Source organism: Micromonospora sp. AB353 (genome assembly GCF_049538395.1).
Classification (GTDB): domain Bacteria; phylum Actinomycetota; class Actinomycetes; order Mycobacteriales; family Micromonosporaceae; genus Micromonospora; species Micromonospora aurantiaca.
The window spans coordinates 32,397-50,585 of record NZ_JBMVFV010000017.1; the positions used below are offsets into that span (position 1 = coordinate 32,397).

17 protein-coding genes are annotated in these 18,189 nt (G+C 73.6%); 5 read left to right on the plus strand and 12 right to left on the minus strand.

Annotation, left to right across the window (positions count from 1 at the left end):
• The first annotated feature begins 23 nt into the window (after positions 1-23).
• Entirely contained in the window at positions 24-2,420 is a 2,397-nt protein-coding gene (locus tag ACPCK6_RS10655; protein WP_396879894.1) for a transposase, read from the plus strand.
• Positions 2,421-2,542: 122 nt separating this feature from the next.
• Positions 2,543-3,763, plus strand: coding sequence for an ABC transporter substrate-binding protein (locus ACPCK6_RS10660; protein WP_423481006.1), 1,221 nt, complete (start codon positions 2,543-2,545; stop codon positions 3,761-3,763).
• 124 nt (positions 3,764-3,887) lie between these two features.
• On the opposite strand, the gene ACPCK6_RS10665 is transcribed toward ACPCK6_RS10660, so the two are convergent.
• From ACPCK6_RS10665 to ACPCK6_RS10680, 4 genes are all read right to left on the minus strand, one after another.
• On the minus strand, positions 3,888-4,481 hold the full coding sequence (locus ACPCK6_RS10665) for a GTP-binding protein (protein ID WP_030501201.1): 594 nt from the start codon (positions 4,479-4,481) through the stop codon (positions 3,888-3,890).
• Position 4,482: 1 nt separating this feature from the next.
• Entirely contained in the window at positions 4,483-4,860 is a 378-nt protein-coding gene (locus ACPCK6_RS10670) for a DUF742 domain-containing protein (protein WP_030501200.1), read from the minus strand.
• 100 nt (positions 4,861-4,960) lie between these two features.
• Positions 4,961-5,365 carry a roadblock/LC7 domain-containing protein gene (locus ACPCK6_RS10675; protein ID WP_013283992.1) on the minus strand — a complete coding sequence of 135 codons (405 nt, stop codon included), beginning with the start codon at positions 5,363-5,365 and terminating at the stop codon, positions 4,961-4,963.
• Positions 5,362-8,988 carry a sensor histidine kinase gene (locus ACPCK6_RS10680; RefSeq protein WP_396879892.1) on the minus strand — a complete coding sequence of 1,209 codons (3,627 nt, stop codon included), beginning with the start codon at positions 8,986-8,988 and terminating at the stop codon, positions 5,362-5,364. The genes ACPCK6_RS10675 and ACPCK6_RS10680 overlap by 4 nt, the downstream gene beginning before the upstream one ends.
• 532 nt (positions 8,989-9,520) lie before the next feature.
• Between ACPCK6_RS10680 and ACPCK6_RS10685 the strand changes: the two genes are divergently transcribed.
• A complete protein-coding gene (locus ACPCK6_RS10685; protein WP_228531240.1) occupies positions 9,521-9,787 on the plus strand; it encodes a hypothetical protein in 267 nt (88 codons plus the stop codon).
• Here ACPCK6_RS10685 and ACPCK6_RS10690 read toward each other — a convergent pair whose 3' ends face one another.
• Genes ACPCK6_RS10690 through yczE form a run of 4 tightly spaced genes read right to left on the minus strand, consistent with a single transcriptional unit; the run spans position 9,788 to position 12,502 of the window.
• The gene (locus tag ACPCK6_RS10690) at positions 9,788-10,864 is read right to left on the minus strand and encodes an adenosine deaminase (protein WP_396879891.1); all 1,077 of its coding nucleotides are present in this window, start codon (positions 10,862-10,864) and stop codon (positions 9,788-9,790) included. It lies immediately after the preceding gene.
• 50 nt (positions 10,865-10,914) lie between these two features.
• Positions 10,915-11,328: a PPOX class F420-dependent oxidoreductase gene (locus ACPCK6_RS10695; RefSeq protein ID WP_423481007.1), complete on the minus strand. Its 414-nt coding sequence runs from the start codon at positions 11,326-11,328 to the stop codon at positions 10,915-10,917.
• Entirely contained in the window at positions 11,325-11,894 is a 570-nt protein-coding gene (locus tag ACPCK6_RS10700) for an NADPH-dependent FMN reductase (protein ID WP_423481008.1), read from the minus strand. Before ACPCK6_RS10700 ends, ACPCK6_RS10695 begins: the two co-directional genes overlap by 4 nt.
• A complete protein-coding gene (yczE, locus tag ACPCK6_RS10705) occupies positions 11,882-12,502 on the minus strand; it encodes a membrane protein YczE (protein WP_396879888.1) in 621 nt (206 codons plus the stop codon). The genes ACPCK6_RS10700 and yczE overlap by 13 nt, the downstream gene beginning before the upstream one ends.
• Before the next feature lie 57 nt (positions 12,503-12,559).
• Here yczE and ACPCK6_RS10710 point away from each other — a divergent pair, with 57 nt between their 5' ends.
• Both ACPCK6_RS10710 and ACPCK6_RS10715 read left to right on the plus strand, forming a co-directional pair.
• Positions 12,560-13,033 (plus strand): MarR family winged helix-turn-helix transcriptional regulator, encoded by a 474-nt coding sequence (locus ACPCK6_RS10710; RefSeq protein ID WP_423481009.1) that lies wholly within the window; start codon positions 12,560-12,562, stop codon positions 13,031-13,033.
• 3 nt (positions 13,034-13,036) lie between these two features.
• On the plus strand, positions 13,037-13,888 hold the full coding sequence (locus ACPCK6_RS10715; protein WP_423481010.1) for a putative RNA methyltransferase: 852 nt from the start codon (positions 13,037-13,039) through the stop codon (positions 13,886-13,888).
• A gap of 6 nt (positions 13,889-13,894) precedes the next feature.
• Here the strand turns inward: ACPCK6_RS10715 and ACPCK6_RS10720 are convergent, their stop codons facing one another.
• The 4 genes from ACPCK6_RS10720 to ACPCK6_RS10735 all read right to left on the minus strand — a co-directional run bounded on the left by ACPCK6_RS10720 (position 13,895) and on the right by ACPCK6_RS10735 (position 18,188).
• Positions 13,895-14,575 carry a DUF4272 domain-containing protein gene (locus ACPCK6_RS10720; RefSeq protein WP_396879885.1) on the minus strand — a complete coding sequence of 227 codons (681 nt, stop codon included), beginning with the start codon at positions 14,573-14,575 and terminating at the stop codon, positions 13,895-13,897.
• Positions 14,576-14,676: 101 nt separating this feature from the next.
• A complete protein-coding gene (locus ACPCK6_RS10725) occupies positions 14,677-15,957 on the minus strand; it encodes a thymidine phosphorylase (protein ID WP_396879884.1) in 1,281 nt (426 codons plus the stop codon).
• Positions 15,958-16,098: 141 nt separating this feature from the next.
• On the minus strand, positions 16,099-16,815 hold the full coding sequence (locus ACPCK6_RS10730) for a cytidine deaminase (protein ID WP_396879883.1): 717 nt from the start codon (positions 16,813-16,815) through the stop codon (positions 16,099-16,101).
• Positions 16,816-16,907: 92 nt separating this feature from the next.
• On the minus strand, positions 16,908-18,188 hold the full coding sequence (locus tag ACPCK6_RS10735) for an ABC transporter permease (RefSeq protein WP_135243268.1): 1,281 nt from the start codon (positions 18,186-18,188) through the stop codon (positions 16,908-16,910).
• Position 18,189: the final 1 nt, after the last annotated feature.

The window sequence follows — 18,189 nt, forward strand, 5'->3', positions numbered from 1 at the left end:
CAGTCTCTGGCAGAGCAAGACCTGTGTCCCGGGAGGAGGACGACGCCGTGGCGCTCGTGCGCGTGTACTGCGGTCTGGCCTCGGCAGATCCGGCCGACCGAACGGCTTCGGCCGGAACGACGCTGACGTCCGCTGTGGTCGACGACGCAGGCCGTCTGCTGCACGTCTGCGAGATCGGTGACGATCCCGCCGGTTACGCCCGGCTGGTCGCGCTGCTGGTGGAGCGGTCCGGCGGTCCGAGCGGCGCGGCCATCGCCGCCGACAGCGACGACCACATCGTCACCTCGCTGCTGAGCGCCGCCGGCCGGCCGCTGGCGATCGCCGACGACGACTCGGTCGACGACTTCGCCGAGCGCTTCGCCGACGACGACTCCCTGGAGGAGATGCAGTCCCCGCCCGCCGAGCGCCGCGCGGTCGGGCTGGCCCGCGCGCTCCAGGCCGGTGCGCTCTCCGCGGTGACCCTCCCGGCACCGCGTGAGCTGGCCGGATACACGCAGGTCCTGGCCGCGCACGCGGCGCTGGCGAGTGGCCGGCACTCCGCCGCGGTGACGCTGCGCGAGGTGCTCCGCGAGCTCTACCCGGCCGCGCTGCGGGCCTACCCGGATCCGGCCGACCGGGTCGCCCTGGCGGTGCTCGACGCGCTGCCCGAGCCGGGCATGCTCCTCGGCCCCGCGGGCCGTGGAGGCGCGCCGACCGCCGACGCGGTCGTCGCGCATCTGGCCGGCGAGGGTGTGGCAGACGCCGACGCCGTCTCCGACGCGGTGACCGCGCTACGCGTCGCCATCTCCGAGACGCCCCGGCGGGCCACCGTCAACCGCACGCTCACCGCTGCCGTCGCCGAGACCGTACGGCAGGCCGTCGCCTCCGTCCGCACCTGCGACGCCGGCTGCGACGCGCTCGTCGGCGCGCTCGCCGAACGCACCGCTCCCTCCCCCGCGACCGGCCGCCGGGCCGCCGCACGACGGGGCGAGCAGGTCGACGAGCTGGCCCCGGCGCCCGCGGCCGACCTGCGTCCGGTGCGCTCGATCCCGCCGGAGCCGATCGCCGAGCCTCACCTCGGTCGTCCCGAACCGGCCGGCGCACCCGAACCGGCCGGCCGTCGCGGCCGTCCCGAGCCGCTCCCCGGCGGGCGCCGCAGCCGTCCGGAGCCGGTGTCCGGTCCGGCCGCCACGACGACGCCCCGGCCGCTCGGCCCGCCGCCCGTCGCGCCCGCGCCCGTGACGCCGCCGCCCGTCGCCCCGACTCCGGTCACGCCCGTCGCTCCGGCAGCCGCACTGGGCCGGCCGTCGTCGGCTCCCCCGGCGCGACCCGAGCCGACCGGCGCGCCGCTGCCGTCGCGGGTGGACGGCCCCACCAACCGGCCGATCTCCGCGCCGCCACCGCCGCCCCCCGGGATCACCCCGATCGCCCCGTCCCCGCGCGGCGCCGTACCGCCGGCCGAGGCCGGCGAGCCGTTCCGCCCGACGCTCACCACCGCGGCGATCAACAAGGCGCGGGCCGAGCGGCAGCGCACCGTCATCCCGCCCCGGCCCAAGACCAACCAGCACCAGGAACCGCCGACCGGTGGCTTCAGCGCCACCGACCTGAGCATTCCGGTGCCGGCCCCACGTCCGCCCGCGCCGGAGGCGCCGCCGGGCTCCCGGGCGAACTGGCCGCTGGTGAACAACGAGGACGACACCGCCCGGGAGCGGGAGGGCACCACCTACCCGTACGGGCGGGGCGTGGACGCGCCGAGCGATCCGGGCCGGGTCACGCCGCCGTGGCTCGCCGACGACCTGCCGCAGGAGCCGCCGATGCTGCGGCTGGTGGAGCCGCCGCCGCTGGCGGACCGGGCGCTGCGCGACGAGATGAGCCGCTCGGCAGACCCCGGCCTGGAGACGCCGCCGCTGCGTCTCGTCGACCAGGGCGACCCGGGCCGCGTCCCGCTGCCCGCCGCGCCCGAGCGGCGTCCCGCCCCGAAGGAGCACCGGCCGCCGCCGGTCTCCGACGAGGGTGACGGCGACCTGCTGATCTTCGCGCAGGCGAAGTCCGCCTGGTTCGTCGGGCACGGCGACGAGGCCGACCTGGAGTGGTCGACCACCGCCGACACCGGCTGGCAGGCGGCCGAGCAGGCGGCCCGTCCGGCCGTCGGCGCCGAGACCAAGGCTGGGCTGCCGAAGCGCGTGCCGCAGGCCAACCTGGTGCCGGGCTCCCCGCTGCGCGAGGAGCGTCCACTGCGGATCGTCCGGAACGCGGCGAGCCTCGCCGAGAACACCACCGGATACTTCCGGGGCTGGCGGCGCGGCCAGGAGATCGGCGGTTTCGCCGTGGGCGGGCGCCCGGGCCGCGAGGCGGCCGGCGGCTGGGACTTCACCCGCGACACCGGCGACCGCGACGACGACCGGGAGTACGAGTACCGCTCGGCGGGCTACCGCTCCTGACCGGACTCGCCGGGGGTGTTCCATCCCACACCGGGGCGATTTGACGCTGGGCTGGACCGGCCGGGAACATACCCGGCGGACCAGCGGCGGCGCCTGTTCGCCGGGGTGGGAAGGCGATTCCATTGGCGACACCGGCGTTCGACTCCACTGTGCTCACCCGGCGGGGCGTCCTCGCCGCCGCTGCCGGGAGCCTGCTGCTCGCCGGCTGCGCTCCGCAGGGCCAGCGGCCGGAGGACGGCCCGACCAGCAGCGCGCCGAGCGACCAGGATCTGATCGTCGGCGCGAGCCTGGAACTGACCGGCGCGGGTTCGCTGCTCGGCGTCGCCCAGCGGCAGGCCCTGCAGCTCACCGCCGACTCGCTCAACCGCACCGGCCTGCCGGTGGGGAACCTGGTCCGGTCGGTCCGGCTCCAGATCCTGGACAACGGCAGCAATCCCGAGGTCGCCGCCCGGCACGCCGCCGACCTCACCCGGATCGGTGCGCAGGCGCTGATCGGCGGTGTGCTGGGCGAGACCTCGGCGGCTCTCGCGGCGGCCGCCCAGCGGGTCAAGACGCCGTTCCTGTCGCTCGGCTACGGTGACCGCATCGTGCTGCCGCTGGACGAGCGCACGTTCACCTACAAGCTCACCCCGGACGCCGTCGACATGGCGCGTCGCCTGGTGGAGCTGTTCGAGTCCAAGAAGATCCGGCGGGTGTCGGTGCTCGCCGCCGAGGGGATGCACGGCGACTCGGGTGTGCGGGCGATGCGGGAGGCGCTCGCCGACAGCACCGTCGACCTGGCCCGCACGGTACGCCTGCCCGCGACCGGCCGGCGCTTCCGTGCCGCCGCCGAGCGCGTCTCCGGCGGCCAGCGGGACGGCGTGGTGGTCTGGGGTACCGCGCCGGACTCCGGAGTCGCCGCGCGGGAGCTGCGCGCCGCCGGTCACCGCGGCCCGATCTTCTTCGACGCCGGCGCGGTCGCCGACGACACCGTCCAGGGCGCGAACGCCGCAGCCGTGGAGGGCGCGTACGCGGTGCACCCGGCCTGCCTGGACGTCTCCGCCGCCACCGCCACCACGACGGCCCAGCTGGCCCGCAGGGACTTCGTCAACCGCTACACGCAGCGGCACGGCGTCAGCCCGGACTTCGCCCCGTACGCCTCCGACGCGCTCCAACTCCTGGCCACGTCGGCGCGGATGGCGACGAGCCTGGACCGGGGCCGGCTGCGGGCCCTCCTCCAGGCGCAGACCGTCGAGGGCATCGCCGGCGGGTACGCGTTCAACGCCGACCGGCACGGCGGCATGGAGCCCGACTCGCTCGCCGTGTACCAGGTGTTCCGCGGTACCTGGACCCGGTACGCCTGACCCCGCTCACCGCCCGGCGACCGTCCCGCGTGGAGGGTCACCGGGCGGTCGCATACCGTGTCCGACCCCGGACGGCAGGAAGCGCCCGGTGGCCCTGGGGCCGCCGGGCGCTTCCGCGTGTCGGTCAGGCGGGCGCGACGGCCCGCGAGCGCCGCATGGTGAGCACGTACTCGACCAGCGAGATCAGCACGTGCTTCGTGGACTCCCGGTTACGGGCGTCGCACGGCACCACCGGCACGTCGCGGGAGATCGCCAGCGCGTCCCGGACGTCCTGCGGATCGTGGTACTGCATGCCGTCGAAGCAGTTGATGGCCACCAGGTACGGCAGCCGCCGGTGCTCGAAGAAGTCGATGGCGGCGAAGCAGTCGGCGAGCCGCCGGGTGTCGACCAGCACCACCGCGCCGATCGCACCCCGGACCAACTCGTCCCACATGAACCAGAACCGCGTCTGACCCGGCGTACCGAACAGGTACAGGATCAGATCCCGGTCGATCGAGATACGACCGAAGTCCATCGCCACCGTGGTCGTCGTCTTGCCCGGCACCTGCCGGGTGTCGTCGACGCCGACACCGGCGGAGGTCATGATCGCCTCGGTGGTCAGCGGCGTGATCTCGGAGACCGAGCCGACCAGCGTCGTCTTGCCGACGCCGAACCCACCGGCGATAACGATCTTCGCCGACGTCACTCGGCCGCTCGGGGCCGGCGGCCGGTGCGACATGTCAGAGCCTGCGAAGTCCACTCAGCACCCTCTCCAGCAGTTCAGTGCCCACCGCGTCGTCGGAGTCGTCCAAAATGGTCGGCTCGTGGACCGCGACCAGGCCGTCCGTCGCCATGTCGGCGATGAGCACCCGGGCCACGCCGAGCGGAAGCTGCATCCGCGCCGCGATCTCGGCGAGCGACTGCACACGTCCGTCACACAACGCGGCGATGTACTGGTGTTCACGACCGTGGCCACCATTGCCAGTGGCAACCGCTCGGCCGCGCACCGTCGTCTCGACGAGTGCCTCCAGGGCGATGTCGAGCCGGGGACGGGTACGACCGCGGGTGACGGCGTACGGCCGGACCAACGCTCCGGTCGGCTCGTCACGATCCGCCATTTCGCCGCTCACCTCCCTCGTACCCGGCACCGGCTCGCCCCGGTGACATCCGTCGCTGTCGTAGTTGTTCCCGCACCTGACCCACCGGCCAGCGCGTCATTCAGCCCATCATCCCCACAGCCGTGCGCGGCTGCGGCGTCAGGGCATCGCCCACCCGGTCCACGAGCAGGGCCATCTCGTACCCGACCTGACCCACGTCGCAGCTTCGCGCCGCCAGCACCGCGAACGACGAGCCGTCGGAGATGGACATCAGGAACAGGAAACCGTTGTCCATCTCGACGACTGTCTGCAACACCGCCCCGCCCTCGAAGCAGCGGGCCGCGCCCTGGGTCAGGCTGACCAGACCGGACGCGATCGCGGCGAGCTGGTCGGCGCGGTCCCGCGGAAGGTCACGGGACGAGGCCAGAAGCAGGCCGTCGGCCGAGACCGCGACCGCGTGCGCCACACCGGGCACCCGGTCGGCGAAGTTGGCGAGCAGCCATCCGAGATCCTGCGTAGTAGTCATCCTTGTTGCTCCTTCTGCCCGCTCCCGGCCACTGGGCCTGAGTCAGACTGCGAGGACTGCTGCCCGCCCGGAGTGCCCTCCGGGCCGGTCGTGTTGCTGTCGGTGTTACGCCCACGCTGCACGCCCCGATGGTAGGCCGAGAGCAGGCCCCGAACACCCTCCGGAGTACGCCGCTGCACCGACGCGGAAGGCTTCTCGATGCTGCCGGGCACGAGCTGCGCCATCGGCGTCCGCTTCGGCAGCCCCTTCTGGGTGGTCTCCGCAACCGGAACCTCGGTGGCCGCCGAGGCGGCACGCCAGCCGTCGTCGGCCGCCGTCTGCCACGGGGAGGAGGACTGCGGCGACGCGGTCGGCTGCCGGGTGGGCAACCCGCCGGTGTACGCGGAACGGGTGTTCCCGTTCGCCGCGCCGTTGTCACGCGGTGCTCCGCCGGCCGTCGGAGTGTGTGCCATCGGCGTGTTACCTGTCGTTGCGGGTGTCTTCTGCGGCACGGGCCGGCCGGCCGTGTCCACCTTGGCGAACTGCTGGGTGGCGGCGCCGCCGTTCGTCGTCGCGGCCGGTGCCGCCGGCTCCTCGTTGGGCCCGGGCCGGCGGGTACGGAACCACGCCGACTCCAGCTCCCGGAAGATCGGCAGCTCCATCGTCTCGTCCGCGTACCGCTGACGGTTGCCCGGCTGCTGCGGCGCGGCCGGGCGTGCCACCGGTGCCGCCGGGCGGCTCGCCGCCGGGGCCTCGGCCGGCCGGCTCGCGGCCGGAGCGGCGGACGGCTGGCCGGCCGCCTGCTGCGGGGCCGGAATCTCCGTGCGCGGCACCCGGGGCAGCTCGGTGGTCATGTCCATGCCACTGGTGGCGCGTTCCGGCGCCGCCGGAGCCGGGGTCGGCGTGACCGGCGGCCAGACCGGCGGGGCGCTGACACCCGGTGCGGGCATCGGACGCGCCTGCGGCTGGTTCGCCGGCGGCGCGGAGGCGGGCTGCCCGGACACCGGCGCGGGGTGCCCGGAGACGGGCGCGGCCGAGACCGGACGGTACGGCAGCGGGTCACCGGAGACCGGCACCGCGGAGACCGGGCGGCCGGAGAACGGGTCACCGGACACCGGCGCGGCCGAGACCGGACGGTACGGCAGCGGGTTACCGGAGACCGGTGCGCCGGAGACCGGGGGCAGCGGCGGGGCCGACACCGGCGGGACCGGCGGCGCGGAGACCGGCGGCGGGCTGTAGGGCCGCGCCTCCGGGCTGCTCGGAAGCTGGCGCGGGATCGCCGGCTGCTGCCCGGTGCTGCCCGGGTCGCCGTCGGCCGGGTTCCGCCGCTGCGGCAGCGGGTCCGTCGACTGGCCGTTGGGCCGGCCGCCGAATCCGCCGTCGCCGCCGGACGGGCTGGCGCCGGTCAGGTCGGACCAGGCCGGCATGGCACGGCCGCCACCGGCGTTCGCCGGGGTGCCCGAGCCGTTGCGCGGCGCCGGGTCGAACGCGCGTCCGCCGAGCGTGACCTGGTTGCCCGAGGAGCCCGGGTGGGGCGCCGGCGGCAGGCTCGGCGGGTTGTTGTTGCCGAAGGCGGCCAGGGCACCGAAGGCCGGTGCCGGGCCGTTCTGCTGCGGGCCCGCTGCGGGCAGGGCCGGTCCGGGCAGGCCACGGCCGGCCAGGGCGCGCGGCACCAGGACCGAGGTCGGCAGCGTCACGTCGGCGACGGTGCCCCGGTCGGCGCCCGGCCGCAGCTCGACCCGGACGCCGTGCCGGGCGGCCAGCCGCGCGACCACGACCAGGCCCATCATCCGGGAGACCGCGACGTCCACCTGCGGCGGCGTGGCCAGCCGCTCGTTGAGGTCGCGGAGCTGCTCCTGGCTGATGCCGATGCCGCGGTCCTCCACGTAGAGGGAGGCGCGGTCGCCGACCCGCCGGGCCTCCACCATGACCTGCGAGTCCGGCGGGGAGAAGGCGGTGGCGTTGTCGAACAGCTCGGCGACCAGGTGCACCAGGTCGTTGACCGCGTGGGCGGCGACCTCGATGTCCCGGTCGATCACGCCGAACTCGATCCGGGTGTAGTGCTCGACCTCGGACTGGGCGGCGCGGAGCACGTCGATCAGTGCGGCGGGCTCGCGCTGCACACGGGTGGAGTCCGCACCGGCGAGGACCAGCAGGTTCTCGTCGTTGCGGCGCATCCGGGTGGCCAGGTGGTCGAGCTGGAACAGCTCGGCCAGCCGGTCCGGGTCCTCCTCGCCGCGCTCCAGGCGGTCGAGGTGGCCGATCAGCCGGTCGACCAGGATCTGCGAGCGGCGGGCCAGGTTGACGAACATGGTCGCGACCGAGGCCCGCAGGGCGGCCTGCTCGGCGGCGGTCCGGACGGCCTCCAGGTGGACGGCGTTGAACGCCTCGGTCACCTGGCCGAACTCGTCCTTGCTGCGTACCGGCAGCGGCTCGGCGATCTGGTTGGCGAGTTGCACCGGGGAGAGCTGGCCGGTGACCTGGGGGTCGCGCAGCCGGGCGACCGCCTGCGGCAGCCCGTACTGGGCCACCGCCAGGGCGCCCTGGCGCAGGTCACGCAGCGACCGGGCCATCGAGCGGGCCACCAGGTACGCGAACAGGATGGCCAGCAGCAGCATGGTGAGCAGCAGGCCGGTCTCCAGGAACACCTGGCGCTGGGTGTCGGAGCGCAGCGCGTCGGCCTGCCGGACCACGTTGCCGTCGAGCCGGGCCTCCACGGTCCGGATCAGCTTGGCGTTGGCGACCATGGTCTGGTCCCACTGGTCCGCCCCGAACGGGGCGTTCTCCATCGAGCCGTTGTTGTTGCCCGAGACGAAACTCGTGAAGCGGTCGGCCTTACGCAGGTCGGGCCCGGAGACGGTCTGCTCGTAGAACAGCTTGTCGGGCTCGGTGGCGACCGACTGGAAGGTCGCCAGCGACTGCGACTGACCGGTGCCGCTGGCGATGAACTGCTCGCGCAGCGCGGCGGTGTACTGGTTCTGGGTCAGCGCCTGGTGGACGACGACCCGGCGCTGGGTCAGGTATTCCTTCTGCCGGGCGACGGCGGCCGCCGCGCGCATCCGGTCGCTGAGGTCGTTGTCGCCGGCGAGCTGGGTGGCCGAGTCGCGGATGGCCAGCAGGTCCTCGATCAGCTGGCGGTACGCCTGGTCGGCGTCATTGATCTTCAGCTTGCCGTTCAGCACCTGGCTGCGGGTCGCCGGAAGGTCCTTCAGCTGGGTGTCGATCGTGTCGAGCAGCCCGACGAAGTTGCGGGGCAGGTCGTCGATCTCGCCACGCTGCCGCAGGTACGGCGACTTCGCCTGGTCCACCCGCTGGTTGGCGCGGTTGTAGCCCTCCTGGTACTGCGCCCGGGTCTGGAACTCCTTCGCGCCGAGGAAGAGCACGGCGCCGACCCGCTCGTCCTGCACGGTGTCGACCAGGTCACCCGAGTAGCCGATCAGGTTGGCCAGATCCCCCGCCCGGTTGGCATTGTTGAGCGTCTCCAGGTGGTCGACCAGACCACTGGTGCCCACCACGACCGTGGCGATGGTCGGCACGATCATGATCAGACCGAGCTTGGACCAGATCGGCATGTCGCGCAGCCGACTCATCGGCCGGCGCAGCCGCGACAGGAAGGAGCCCGCCGTCGTTGGCCGTTTGCTCACGTCACCGCCCTCGCATTACCGCGCCCCGCGCCACCCTGCGGGCAACGCCGAGCGACCGACCCGGCGGGTCGGACCTCCGAGATTCCATCACGCCGCTCCGCAAAGAGAAAGACCAGGTTGTCCCTCACCGGAGGTGTGATGAGATGTTGATGCAATTTGATAGCAATCCGTCTGGCCGGAGTCACTGAAGGTAATGGAACACCCGCATCGCGTCGTCCTGCTCGCCGGCCCATCGGGGTCGGGAAAGTCATACATAGCCCAGCGAACCGGACTTCCGGTGCTCTGCCTGGACGACTTCTACAAGGATGGCGATGACCCTACGTGTCCGCGTCGAAACGGACAGGTGGATTGGGAGTCCCCCTTGTCCTGGGATTCGGACACGGCGGTGCAAACAATCGCCCGACTGGCTCGTGAGGGCAAGGCCGAAGTGCCGGTTTATGCGATCGGCGCAGACCGTCGGGTAGCCACCCGGCCATTCGATGTCGACGGATCGCCAATCTTCGTCGCCGAGGGGATCTTCGCGGCCGAGATCGTGGCCGAGTGCCGCCGGCTGGGGCTGCTCGCCGGGGCGTACGCGCTGCGCCGCCCGCGCGGCGCGACGTTCCTGCGCCGCCTCGCCCGGGATCTCGCCGAGCAGCGCAAGGCGCCCCGGGTGCTGCTCCGGCGCGGGGTCGCGCTGCTGCGCGCCGAGCCGGCCGTGCTGCGCCGGCAGACCGGGCTGGGCGCCGAGGCGGCCCGTGCCGGGCAGGTGCTGCGCGGGGTGGCCGCACTGCTCTCCGGCCACCCCCGCCAGTCGTGATCAGCCGATCAGCTCGGCGTACGCCGGCTTGATCACCTCGTCGATGATCCGCAGCCGCTCGTCGAACGGGATGAAGGCGCTCTTCATCGCGTTGATGGTGAACCACTGGAGTTCCTTCCAGCCGTAGCCGAAGGCCTCCACCAGCAGCGCCATCTCCCGCGACATCGAGGTGCCGCTCATCAGCCGGTTGTCGGTGTTCACCGTCACCCGGAACCGCAGGTCACGCAGCAGCCCGATCGGATGGTCGGCGATCGAGGCCGCCGCGCCGGTCTGCACGTTCGACGACGGGCAGAGTTCCAGCGGGATGCGCTTGTCCCGCACGTACGCGGCCAGCCGGCCCAGCACCGGCGGGTTGCCCGGGGTGATGTCGTCGACGATGCGGACGCCGTGGCCGAGCCGGTCGGCGCCGCACCACTGGATCGCCTGCCAGATCGACGGCAGGCCGAACGCCTCACCGGCGTGGATGGTGAAGTGGAAGTTCTCCCGCTGGAGGTACTCGAACGCGTCCAGGTGCCGGGTGGGCGGGAACCCCGCCTCGGCGCCGGCGATGTCGAAGCCGACCACACCGGTGTCGCGGTGCCGCACGGCCAGCTCGGCGATCTCCTGCGAGCGGGCCGCGTGCCGCATCGCGGTGAGCAGCGTGCCGATCCGGATCGGGGTGCCCGCCTCGGCGGCCAGCGCGCTGCCCTCCCGGAACCCGGTGACCACCGCGTCGACCACTGCGTCCAGGGTCAGGTTCTGCTCCAGGTGCTGCTCCGGCGCGAAGCGCACCTCGGCGTAGACCACGCCGTCGGCGGCCAGGTCCAGCGCGCACTCGCGAGCCACCCGGCGCAGCGCGGCAGGGGTCTGCATGACCGCCACCGTGTGCGCGAACGTCTCCAGGTAGCGCTCCAGCGAGCCGGAGTTCGCCGCCTCGGTGAACCAGACGCCGAGCGCCGCCGGGTCGGTGGTGGGCAGTTCGTGGCCGACCTCGGCGGCCAGTTCGACGATCGTCGCGGGCCGCAGGCCGCCGTCGAGGTGATCGTGCAGCAGCGCCTTCGGGACCTTGACGATGTCCTCGTACGAGATTGCGACCATGCTCAGACCCTAGTCACCCCCGGTACGGGCGCGGCGGTGGACCGGGGCGGTCAGGGTCGCCAGCCGTACACCCGCTCCACCGCGAGCCGCAGGACCACCCGCCCGTCGGCGACCATGGCGGCCCGGTAGTCGGCCCAGTCCGGGTGTTCGCCGCGGATCCGCCGGTAGACCTCGACCAGTTCGTCGACCGTCGCGTCGTCGGTGGCCACGGCGGGCGGGGTGAGCGTCACGGTGCCCTCGGCGACCGCGTACGCCCCGCCGTCGGTGGTGGTCACGTGGAAGCTCGCCCGGGGATCGCGGCGCAGGTTGCGCACCTTGGCCCGGTCGCCGGTGGTGGAGCAGCGGATCAGGCCCAGCTCGGCCAGGTAGTCGAGGTTGGACAGCTGGGGCCGGCCGTCCCGGCGCAGCGTGGCGAGCACCCCGCGCCCGCGCTCGCCGAACAGCTCCCAGAGCCGCGCGCTCATGCGGCAACCCGCAGCGGCGCGAGCGCGGCGGCCAGCCGGGCGAGCTGGTCGAGCATGAGCACGGCGGCCTCCTCGCGGCCGGGGTCGGGTCGCAGCTCGCCCGCCTCGTCCAGCGCCTGCCGCAGGAAGACGACCACCTGGTCGTTGACCGGTGTCATGTTCAGCGTGGTCACCACCTGCTTGATCATCTGCACCGCGCGCAGGCCCCCGGAGGTCATGCCGTAGCTGACGAAACCCACCGGCTTGTGCTGCCACTCGTGGTAGAGGTAGTCGATCGCGTTCTTCAGCGGCGCGCTGAAGCCGTAGTTGTACTCCGGCATGACCAGGACGAAGGCGTCCGCGGCGTCGATCTCGGCGCTCCAGGCGCGGGTGTGCTCGTGCAGGTAGACCCGCTCGGACGGGTGGTGCGGCTCGTCGTGGAAGGGCAGCCCGACCTCGGCCAGGTCGAGGAGGCGTACCTCGTCGAAGCCGGCGTGGCGGACGGCGGCGGCGGTGAACCAGTCACCGATGCGCCGGCCGACGCGGCCGGGGCGGGTGCTGGCGACGACGACGGTCAGGCGGGGCATGGTGAGGTCACTCCTGTCGGGACGGCGGCCGGGGCGGTGAGCCGGGGCACGAACCAGGCGACGATCGGCCCGATGCCGATCGCGTAGAGCAGGGTGCCGGGGCCGACCACGCCGCCGAGCAGCCAGCCGACGGCCAGCACCGTCACCTCGATCGCGGTGCGGGCCGGGCCGAGCGGCAGGCCGCGGGCGGCCAGGCCGGTCATCAGCCCGTCCCGCGGGCCGGGGCCGAGGCGGGCGCCGAGGTAGAGCGCTGTGGCGAGGCCGTTGAGCAGGACGCCCGCGACCAGCAGGCCGATCCGGCCGGCGAGCGGGGCGACCGGCGGCAGGAGCGCCAGCGTCGCGTCGAGGGCCAGGCCGACGAGCGCGACGTTCGCCACGGTCCCGACGCCCGGGCGCTGCCGCAGCGGGATCCACAGCAGCAGCACCAGCAGCGCCACGCCGTTGACCAGCAGGCCCATCGGCAGGCCGGTGCGGTCGGCGAGGCCCTGGTGCAGCACGTCCCAGGACGCGAGCCCGAGGTCGGCGCGGACCATCAGCGCGACGCTGACGCCGAACAGGGCCAGGCCGGCGAACAGCCGTACCAGCCGGGACGGCAGTTTGGTTGACATGTCATCAACCTAGACCGCAACTTGGTGACATGTCAACAACACCGGTAGGATCGGTCCGTGGACGAACCGCGCTGGCTGGACGAGCAGGAGGACCGCGCCTGGCGCGGCTACCGCCGCATGCGCCGCCTGCTCGACCTGGAACTGGCCCGGGAACTGATGCAGGACGCCGGCCTCTCCGAGCCCGACTACGACGTCCTGAGCGACCTCTCCGAGACCCCGGAGCAGCGGCTACGGCTCAGCGAACTGGCCGATCGCATGCTCTGGTCCCGCAGCCGCCTGTCCCACCACATCTCCCGCATGCAGCAACGCGGCCTGGTCACCCGGGAGGAGTGCGCCACCGACGGCCGCGGCTCGGTCGTCGTGCTCACCCCGGCCGGGCGCCGGGCCGTCGAGGCCGCCGCACCCGGGCACGTCGCGGCCGTCCGCCGGCACCTGATCGACCGGCTCACCCCGGCCGAGGTGGCCGCACTCGGCACGCTCAGCCAGCGGGTGATCGACCACCTCACCGGCCGACCGGCGACGGAGGACTGAGCCGTGGACGACCGCGTCCTCGCCCGGCTACGCTGCCCGGTCTGCGCCGAGCCGCTCACCGCGACCACCGCCGGCACCGCACGCGCGCTGCGCTGCCCGCGCGGGCACAGCTTCGACATCGCCCGGCAGGGGTACGTGAACCTGCTCGCCGGCCGCGCCCCGCACTCCGGGGACAACGCCGAGATGGTCGCCGCCCGCGCCGGCTTCCTCGCCGCCGGTCACTACGACGCCGTCGCCGCCGCGCTGGCGACCACAGCGGTCCGCGTCGCGGACGTCGACCCGTACCCCCTGGTGGTCGATGCCGGCGCCGGGACCGGGCATTACCTCGCGGCGGTGCTGGCGGCGCTGCCGGACGCCGCCGGCCTGGCCCTGGACGTCTCCAAGCCGGCGCTGCGCCGCGCGGCCCGGGCGCACCCGCGGGCCGCCGCCGCGCTGGCCGACACCTGGCAGCGGCTGCCCCTGGCCGACCGGTCCACCGCCGTGCTGCTGAACGTGTTCGCGCCCCGCAACGGCCCGGAGTTCCACCGGGTGCTCGACCCGGGCGGCGCGCTGCTGGTGGTCACCCCGGCCGCCGACCACCTGACCGAACTCGTCGACGCGCTGGACCTGCTGCGGGTGGACCCGGACAAGGCCGACCGGGTCGCCGGCAGCCTCGGCGCCCACTTCGCCGAGGAGTCCGCGACCGGGCACCGGGCCCGGCTCGCGCTGACCCGCGCCGAGGTCACCACACTCGTCGGGATGGGACCGAGCGCCTGGCACGCCGACCCGCAACGGCTCGCCGCACGCGTCGCCGCGCTGCCCGAGCCGGTGCCGGTCACGCTCTCCGTCCGGCTCGGCGTGCACCGCCCGCGCTGACCCGGCTCAGGTGGAGAGGTCGACCTCTTCCCAGCCCGGCGGCTCGTCGTGGTACGGCCCGCGCAGCACCACCGCCCACTCCAGCGCCCACCGGCGCTGCCCGATCGCGTTGGCGTCCACCAGGCCCGGCAGCGCGCGCCCGGCCTTCTCCGTCTCCAGGTACGCCCAGTCGAGGCAGTAGTGCAGATCCAGCAGCGCCGCGGCGTCACCGGGATGCTGCGGCGCCGCCAGGATCCGGGCCCGCCACTGGCCGAACGTCTCCCCCGCCACCAGGTTCGGCATCCGCTCGACCAGCCGCTCGTCCACCGGCACCGTCGGGTCCAGCTCCTTCGCCAGCCCGAGCACCCAGGCCAGCGAGAACAGCGCGTCGTGGTGCAGCACGAACGACCTGTGGTCGCCCCGGCCGCCCATCACGAACTGCCACTCCGGCGGCGTCACCGAGTCGACCAGGTGCGACTCCAGCAGCCAGCCCATCGCCGCCTGCGCGGGCATCCCGAAGCAGCGGGCCAGGATCACGTGCAGCACCGCGATCCGGGCCTCGATCTCCGGGGTCGGACGTAGCTCGATCTCGTCGCCCGGCTCCCACACCAGCGGGAACTGCGGCGGCGGCAACGGAAGGCCCAGCCGGGACAACTCGTCCAGGCTCGCCTCCCGGACGGCCCGGGGATCGGGAGCGGGTACGCGCACGGTCAAGCCCCTGTCTGCTCACCTCGGCTCGTCGCCGGCCGATCCCCCCTGGCCTGGGAGGATAGCGGCTCCCGCCGGGCCGGCACCATGGCCGTCCCCGGTCAGCCGATCCGCTCGACGACCAGCGGCGTCGCGTCCGGCGCGTCCGGCGCCACCCGCACCGCGCGGCGCGCCTCGTCCAGCGCGGCGGGCATCCGCTCGGCGTGCTCGGCCCGCAGCTCGAACAGCGGGTCGCCGACACGTACCCGGTCACCGCGTCGCTTGTGCAGCACCACGCCGGCCGGGATGCTCACCGGGTCCTCCTTGCGGGCCCGGCCCGCGCCGAGCCGCCATGCGGCCACCCCGATCGCGTACGCGTCGACCTCGGCGACCCAGCCGTCCTCGGTCGCGGTGACCAGCTCGACCTCGTTCGCGGTGGGCATCGGGGCGTCCGGGTCACCGCCCTGCGCCCGGATCATCGTGCGCCAGGAGTCCATCGCCCGGCCGTCCCGCAGTGCCGCCTCCGGGTCGGCGTCCGGCAGGCCGGCCGCGTCGAGCATCTCCCGGGCCAGTGCCAGCGTCAGCTCCACCACGTCGGCCGGACCGCCGCCGGCGAGCACCTCCACCGACTCGGTCACCTCGACCGCGTTGCCGACGGCCAGGCCGAGCGGGGTGGACATGTCGGTGAGCAGGGCGACCGTCCGGACGCCGTGCGCGCCGCCCAGCTCGACCATGGTGCGGGCCAGCTCGCGGGCGTCGTCGACGTTCTTCATGAACGCGCCGGAGCCGACCTTCACGTCGAGCACCAGCGCGCCGGTCCCCTCGGCGATCTTCTTGCTCATGATCGAGCTGGCGATCAGCGGGATCGCCTCGACCGTGCCGGTGACGTCGCGCAGCGCGTACAGCTTGCGGTCGGCCGGGGCGAGCCCGTCACCGGCCGCGCAGATCACCGCGCCCACGTCGCGGAGCTGGGCGATGAACTCGTCGTTGGTGAGCGCCGCCCGCCAGCCCGGGATCGACTCCAGCTTGTCCAGCGTGCCGCCGGTGTGGCCCAGGCCCCGGCCGGACAGCTGCGGCACCGCCGCGCCGCACGCGGCCACCAGCGGGGTCAGCGGCAGGGTGATCTTGTCACCGACGCCGCCGGTGGAGTGCTTGTCCACAGTCGGCCGGGACACCGGCGACAGGTCGAGCCGCTCGCCGCTGGCGATCATGGCGGCGGTCCACCGGGCGATCTCCGGCGCGGTCATGCCGCGCAGCAGGATCGCCATGGCCAGCGCCGACATCTGCTCGTCGGCGACCAGACCCTTGGTGTACGCGTCGACCACCCAGTCGATCTGCCCGTCGCTCAGCACACCCCCGTCCCGCTTGGCCCGGATGACGTCAACCGCCGTGAAAGCACTCACTTACAAGATCCAATCAGTAATCGCGCTTGGTCGCGGCAACCCCGCGAACGGTGACCGTCGAGGAATCGGGCCGACCGTGACCGGCGGAGGGATCAAGCCTGACCGCCCGGAGCCGGGCACGGTCGGCCCGATTCCCCCACCTCAACCACCCCAACGGGACGGAATCTCCGTCGGAGGCTCACCCTCACCAGCCCAGAAGATCGTCCCCGAAGCGTCCACCACGACCACGCGCGGTGTCCGCGCCAGCCCCCACTCGATCGCCTCGGCCGGGTCGTCCCAGGTCGACCCCTCCTCCAGCACGCCGGTCTCGGCGTCAGTGGTCTCCCCCGACGACCGCTCCCAGTACGTCGTCCAGACCTGCTGCCCGGCCGACAGGTCGGGGTGCACGAACACGGTGCCCCGGCCCCGCCAGGCGGCCAGCCGGTCCGGCACCACGGGCACCGGATGCTCACCGGTCACCGCCTCGATGTCGGCCACGTCGAAGGCGTGCGGCAGCAGCTCCGCCATCCGCAGCGGTCCGCCCTTCGCCTCGACCAGGCACTCCGGCCCGCCCTGCTCCCAGAGCAGCTGCCGGCACCTGCCGCACGGCATCAGCGGCTCACCGGTGGCGTCGACGCAGGACAGCGCCACGATCCGGCCCCCGCCGGTCGCGTGCAGTTGCGAGACCACGCCGCACTCGGCGCAGAGCGTGACGCCGTAGCCGGCGTTCTCCACGTTGCAGCCGACCACGACCCGGCCGTCGTCGACGAGCGCGGCGGCACCCACCGGGAACTTCGAGTACGGCACGTAGGCGTGCCGCATGACCTCGGTGGCGGCGGTACGCAGCCGATCCCAGTCGATCTCCATCACAACCCCCATTCTGCCCATTCAACGCCGATCGGTCGCGGGTGCGGCCGGAGACGACGATGCCCGGCGGGTCGCCCCGCCGGGCACGGTGTCGCGGCGGGCGGTCAGCCCTTGATGTACGGCTTGCCGTCGGCGGCCGGCGCCCGGACCTTGCCCACCAGCCCGGCCACGGCCAGGATCGTCGCCAGGTACGGCAGCATCGCCAGGAACTGGCTCGGGATGCTGCTGCCGATCGCGCCCAGGTAGGTGGCGAGCTGGTCGGCGAAGCCGAAGAACAGCGCCGCCAGCAACGCGCCGGTCGGGCTCCACCGGCCGAAGATCAGCGCGGCCAGGGCGATGAAGCCCTTACCGCCGATCATGTTCTTGGTGAACGAGTAGAGCGCCAGCGTGTACGAGGCGCCGCCGACACCCGCCACCAGACCGGCCAGGATCACGTTGCGGTAGCGCAGCCGCAGCACCTTCACGCCCAGCGTGTCCGCGGCGGTCGGGTGCTCGCCGACCGAGCGGGTCCGCAGGCCCCACCGGGTACGGAACAACGCCAGGTGGATGACGAGCACCAGCAGCAGGCCGACGTAGAGGAAGATGTTGCCCCGGAACAACGCCGGGCCGATCAGCGGGATGTCGGACAGCAGCGGGATCTCCCAGTTGCCGAACCGGGGAGCGCTGTTGTACTTCGCCGCGTCGGTCTGCATCAGCCGCTCGTACAGGAAGCCGGTGATGCCGACCGCCAGCAGGTTGAGCACGATGCCCATGACCACCTGGTCGACCAGGTAGCGGATGGAGAACACGGCCAGCAGGAACGAGATGAACGCGCCACCGATGGCGGCGGCCACCAGGCCCACCCAGACGCTGCCGGACATGCTGCCGAACAGCGCGCCGGAGAAGGCGCCCATCAGGAGCTGGCCCTCGATCGCCACGTTCACCACGCCGGAACGCTCGCAGAGCACACCGGCGAGCGCGCCGAAGATCAGCGGCAGGGCCAGGATGAACGTGCCGCGGACGACGTTCACCAGCGGCATGAAGTTGCGGCCCTCGGGCGCGGCCGAGACCTGCCAGCACAGGAAGCTCAGCACGAAGGCGACCAGCCCGGCGCCGAGCAGCAGCGTGAACCAGCGCTTCGGCACACCGGCCAGCAGCGCGCCTCCGGCCGCGGCGGTGATCAGCCCGAACAGGATCGCGCCGACCGTACCGTTGATCTCCAGGGCGGCCCCGCCCTCGGTCTCGCTGAGCGTGAACCGCGCGTGCTGGTCGGTCGCGAGCGCGCCGAACAGCACCGCCGCGAGCACACCGAGCGCCAGCAGGACCGCGCCGATCTTCCGGTTACGGGTCCAGAAACCCTCGTCGACCGCGGTAACGGCGACCTCGGGGACAGCGGTGGTGGACATG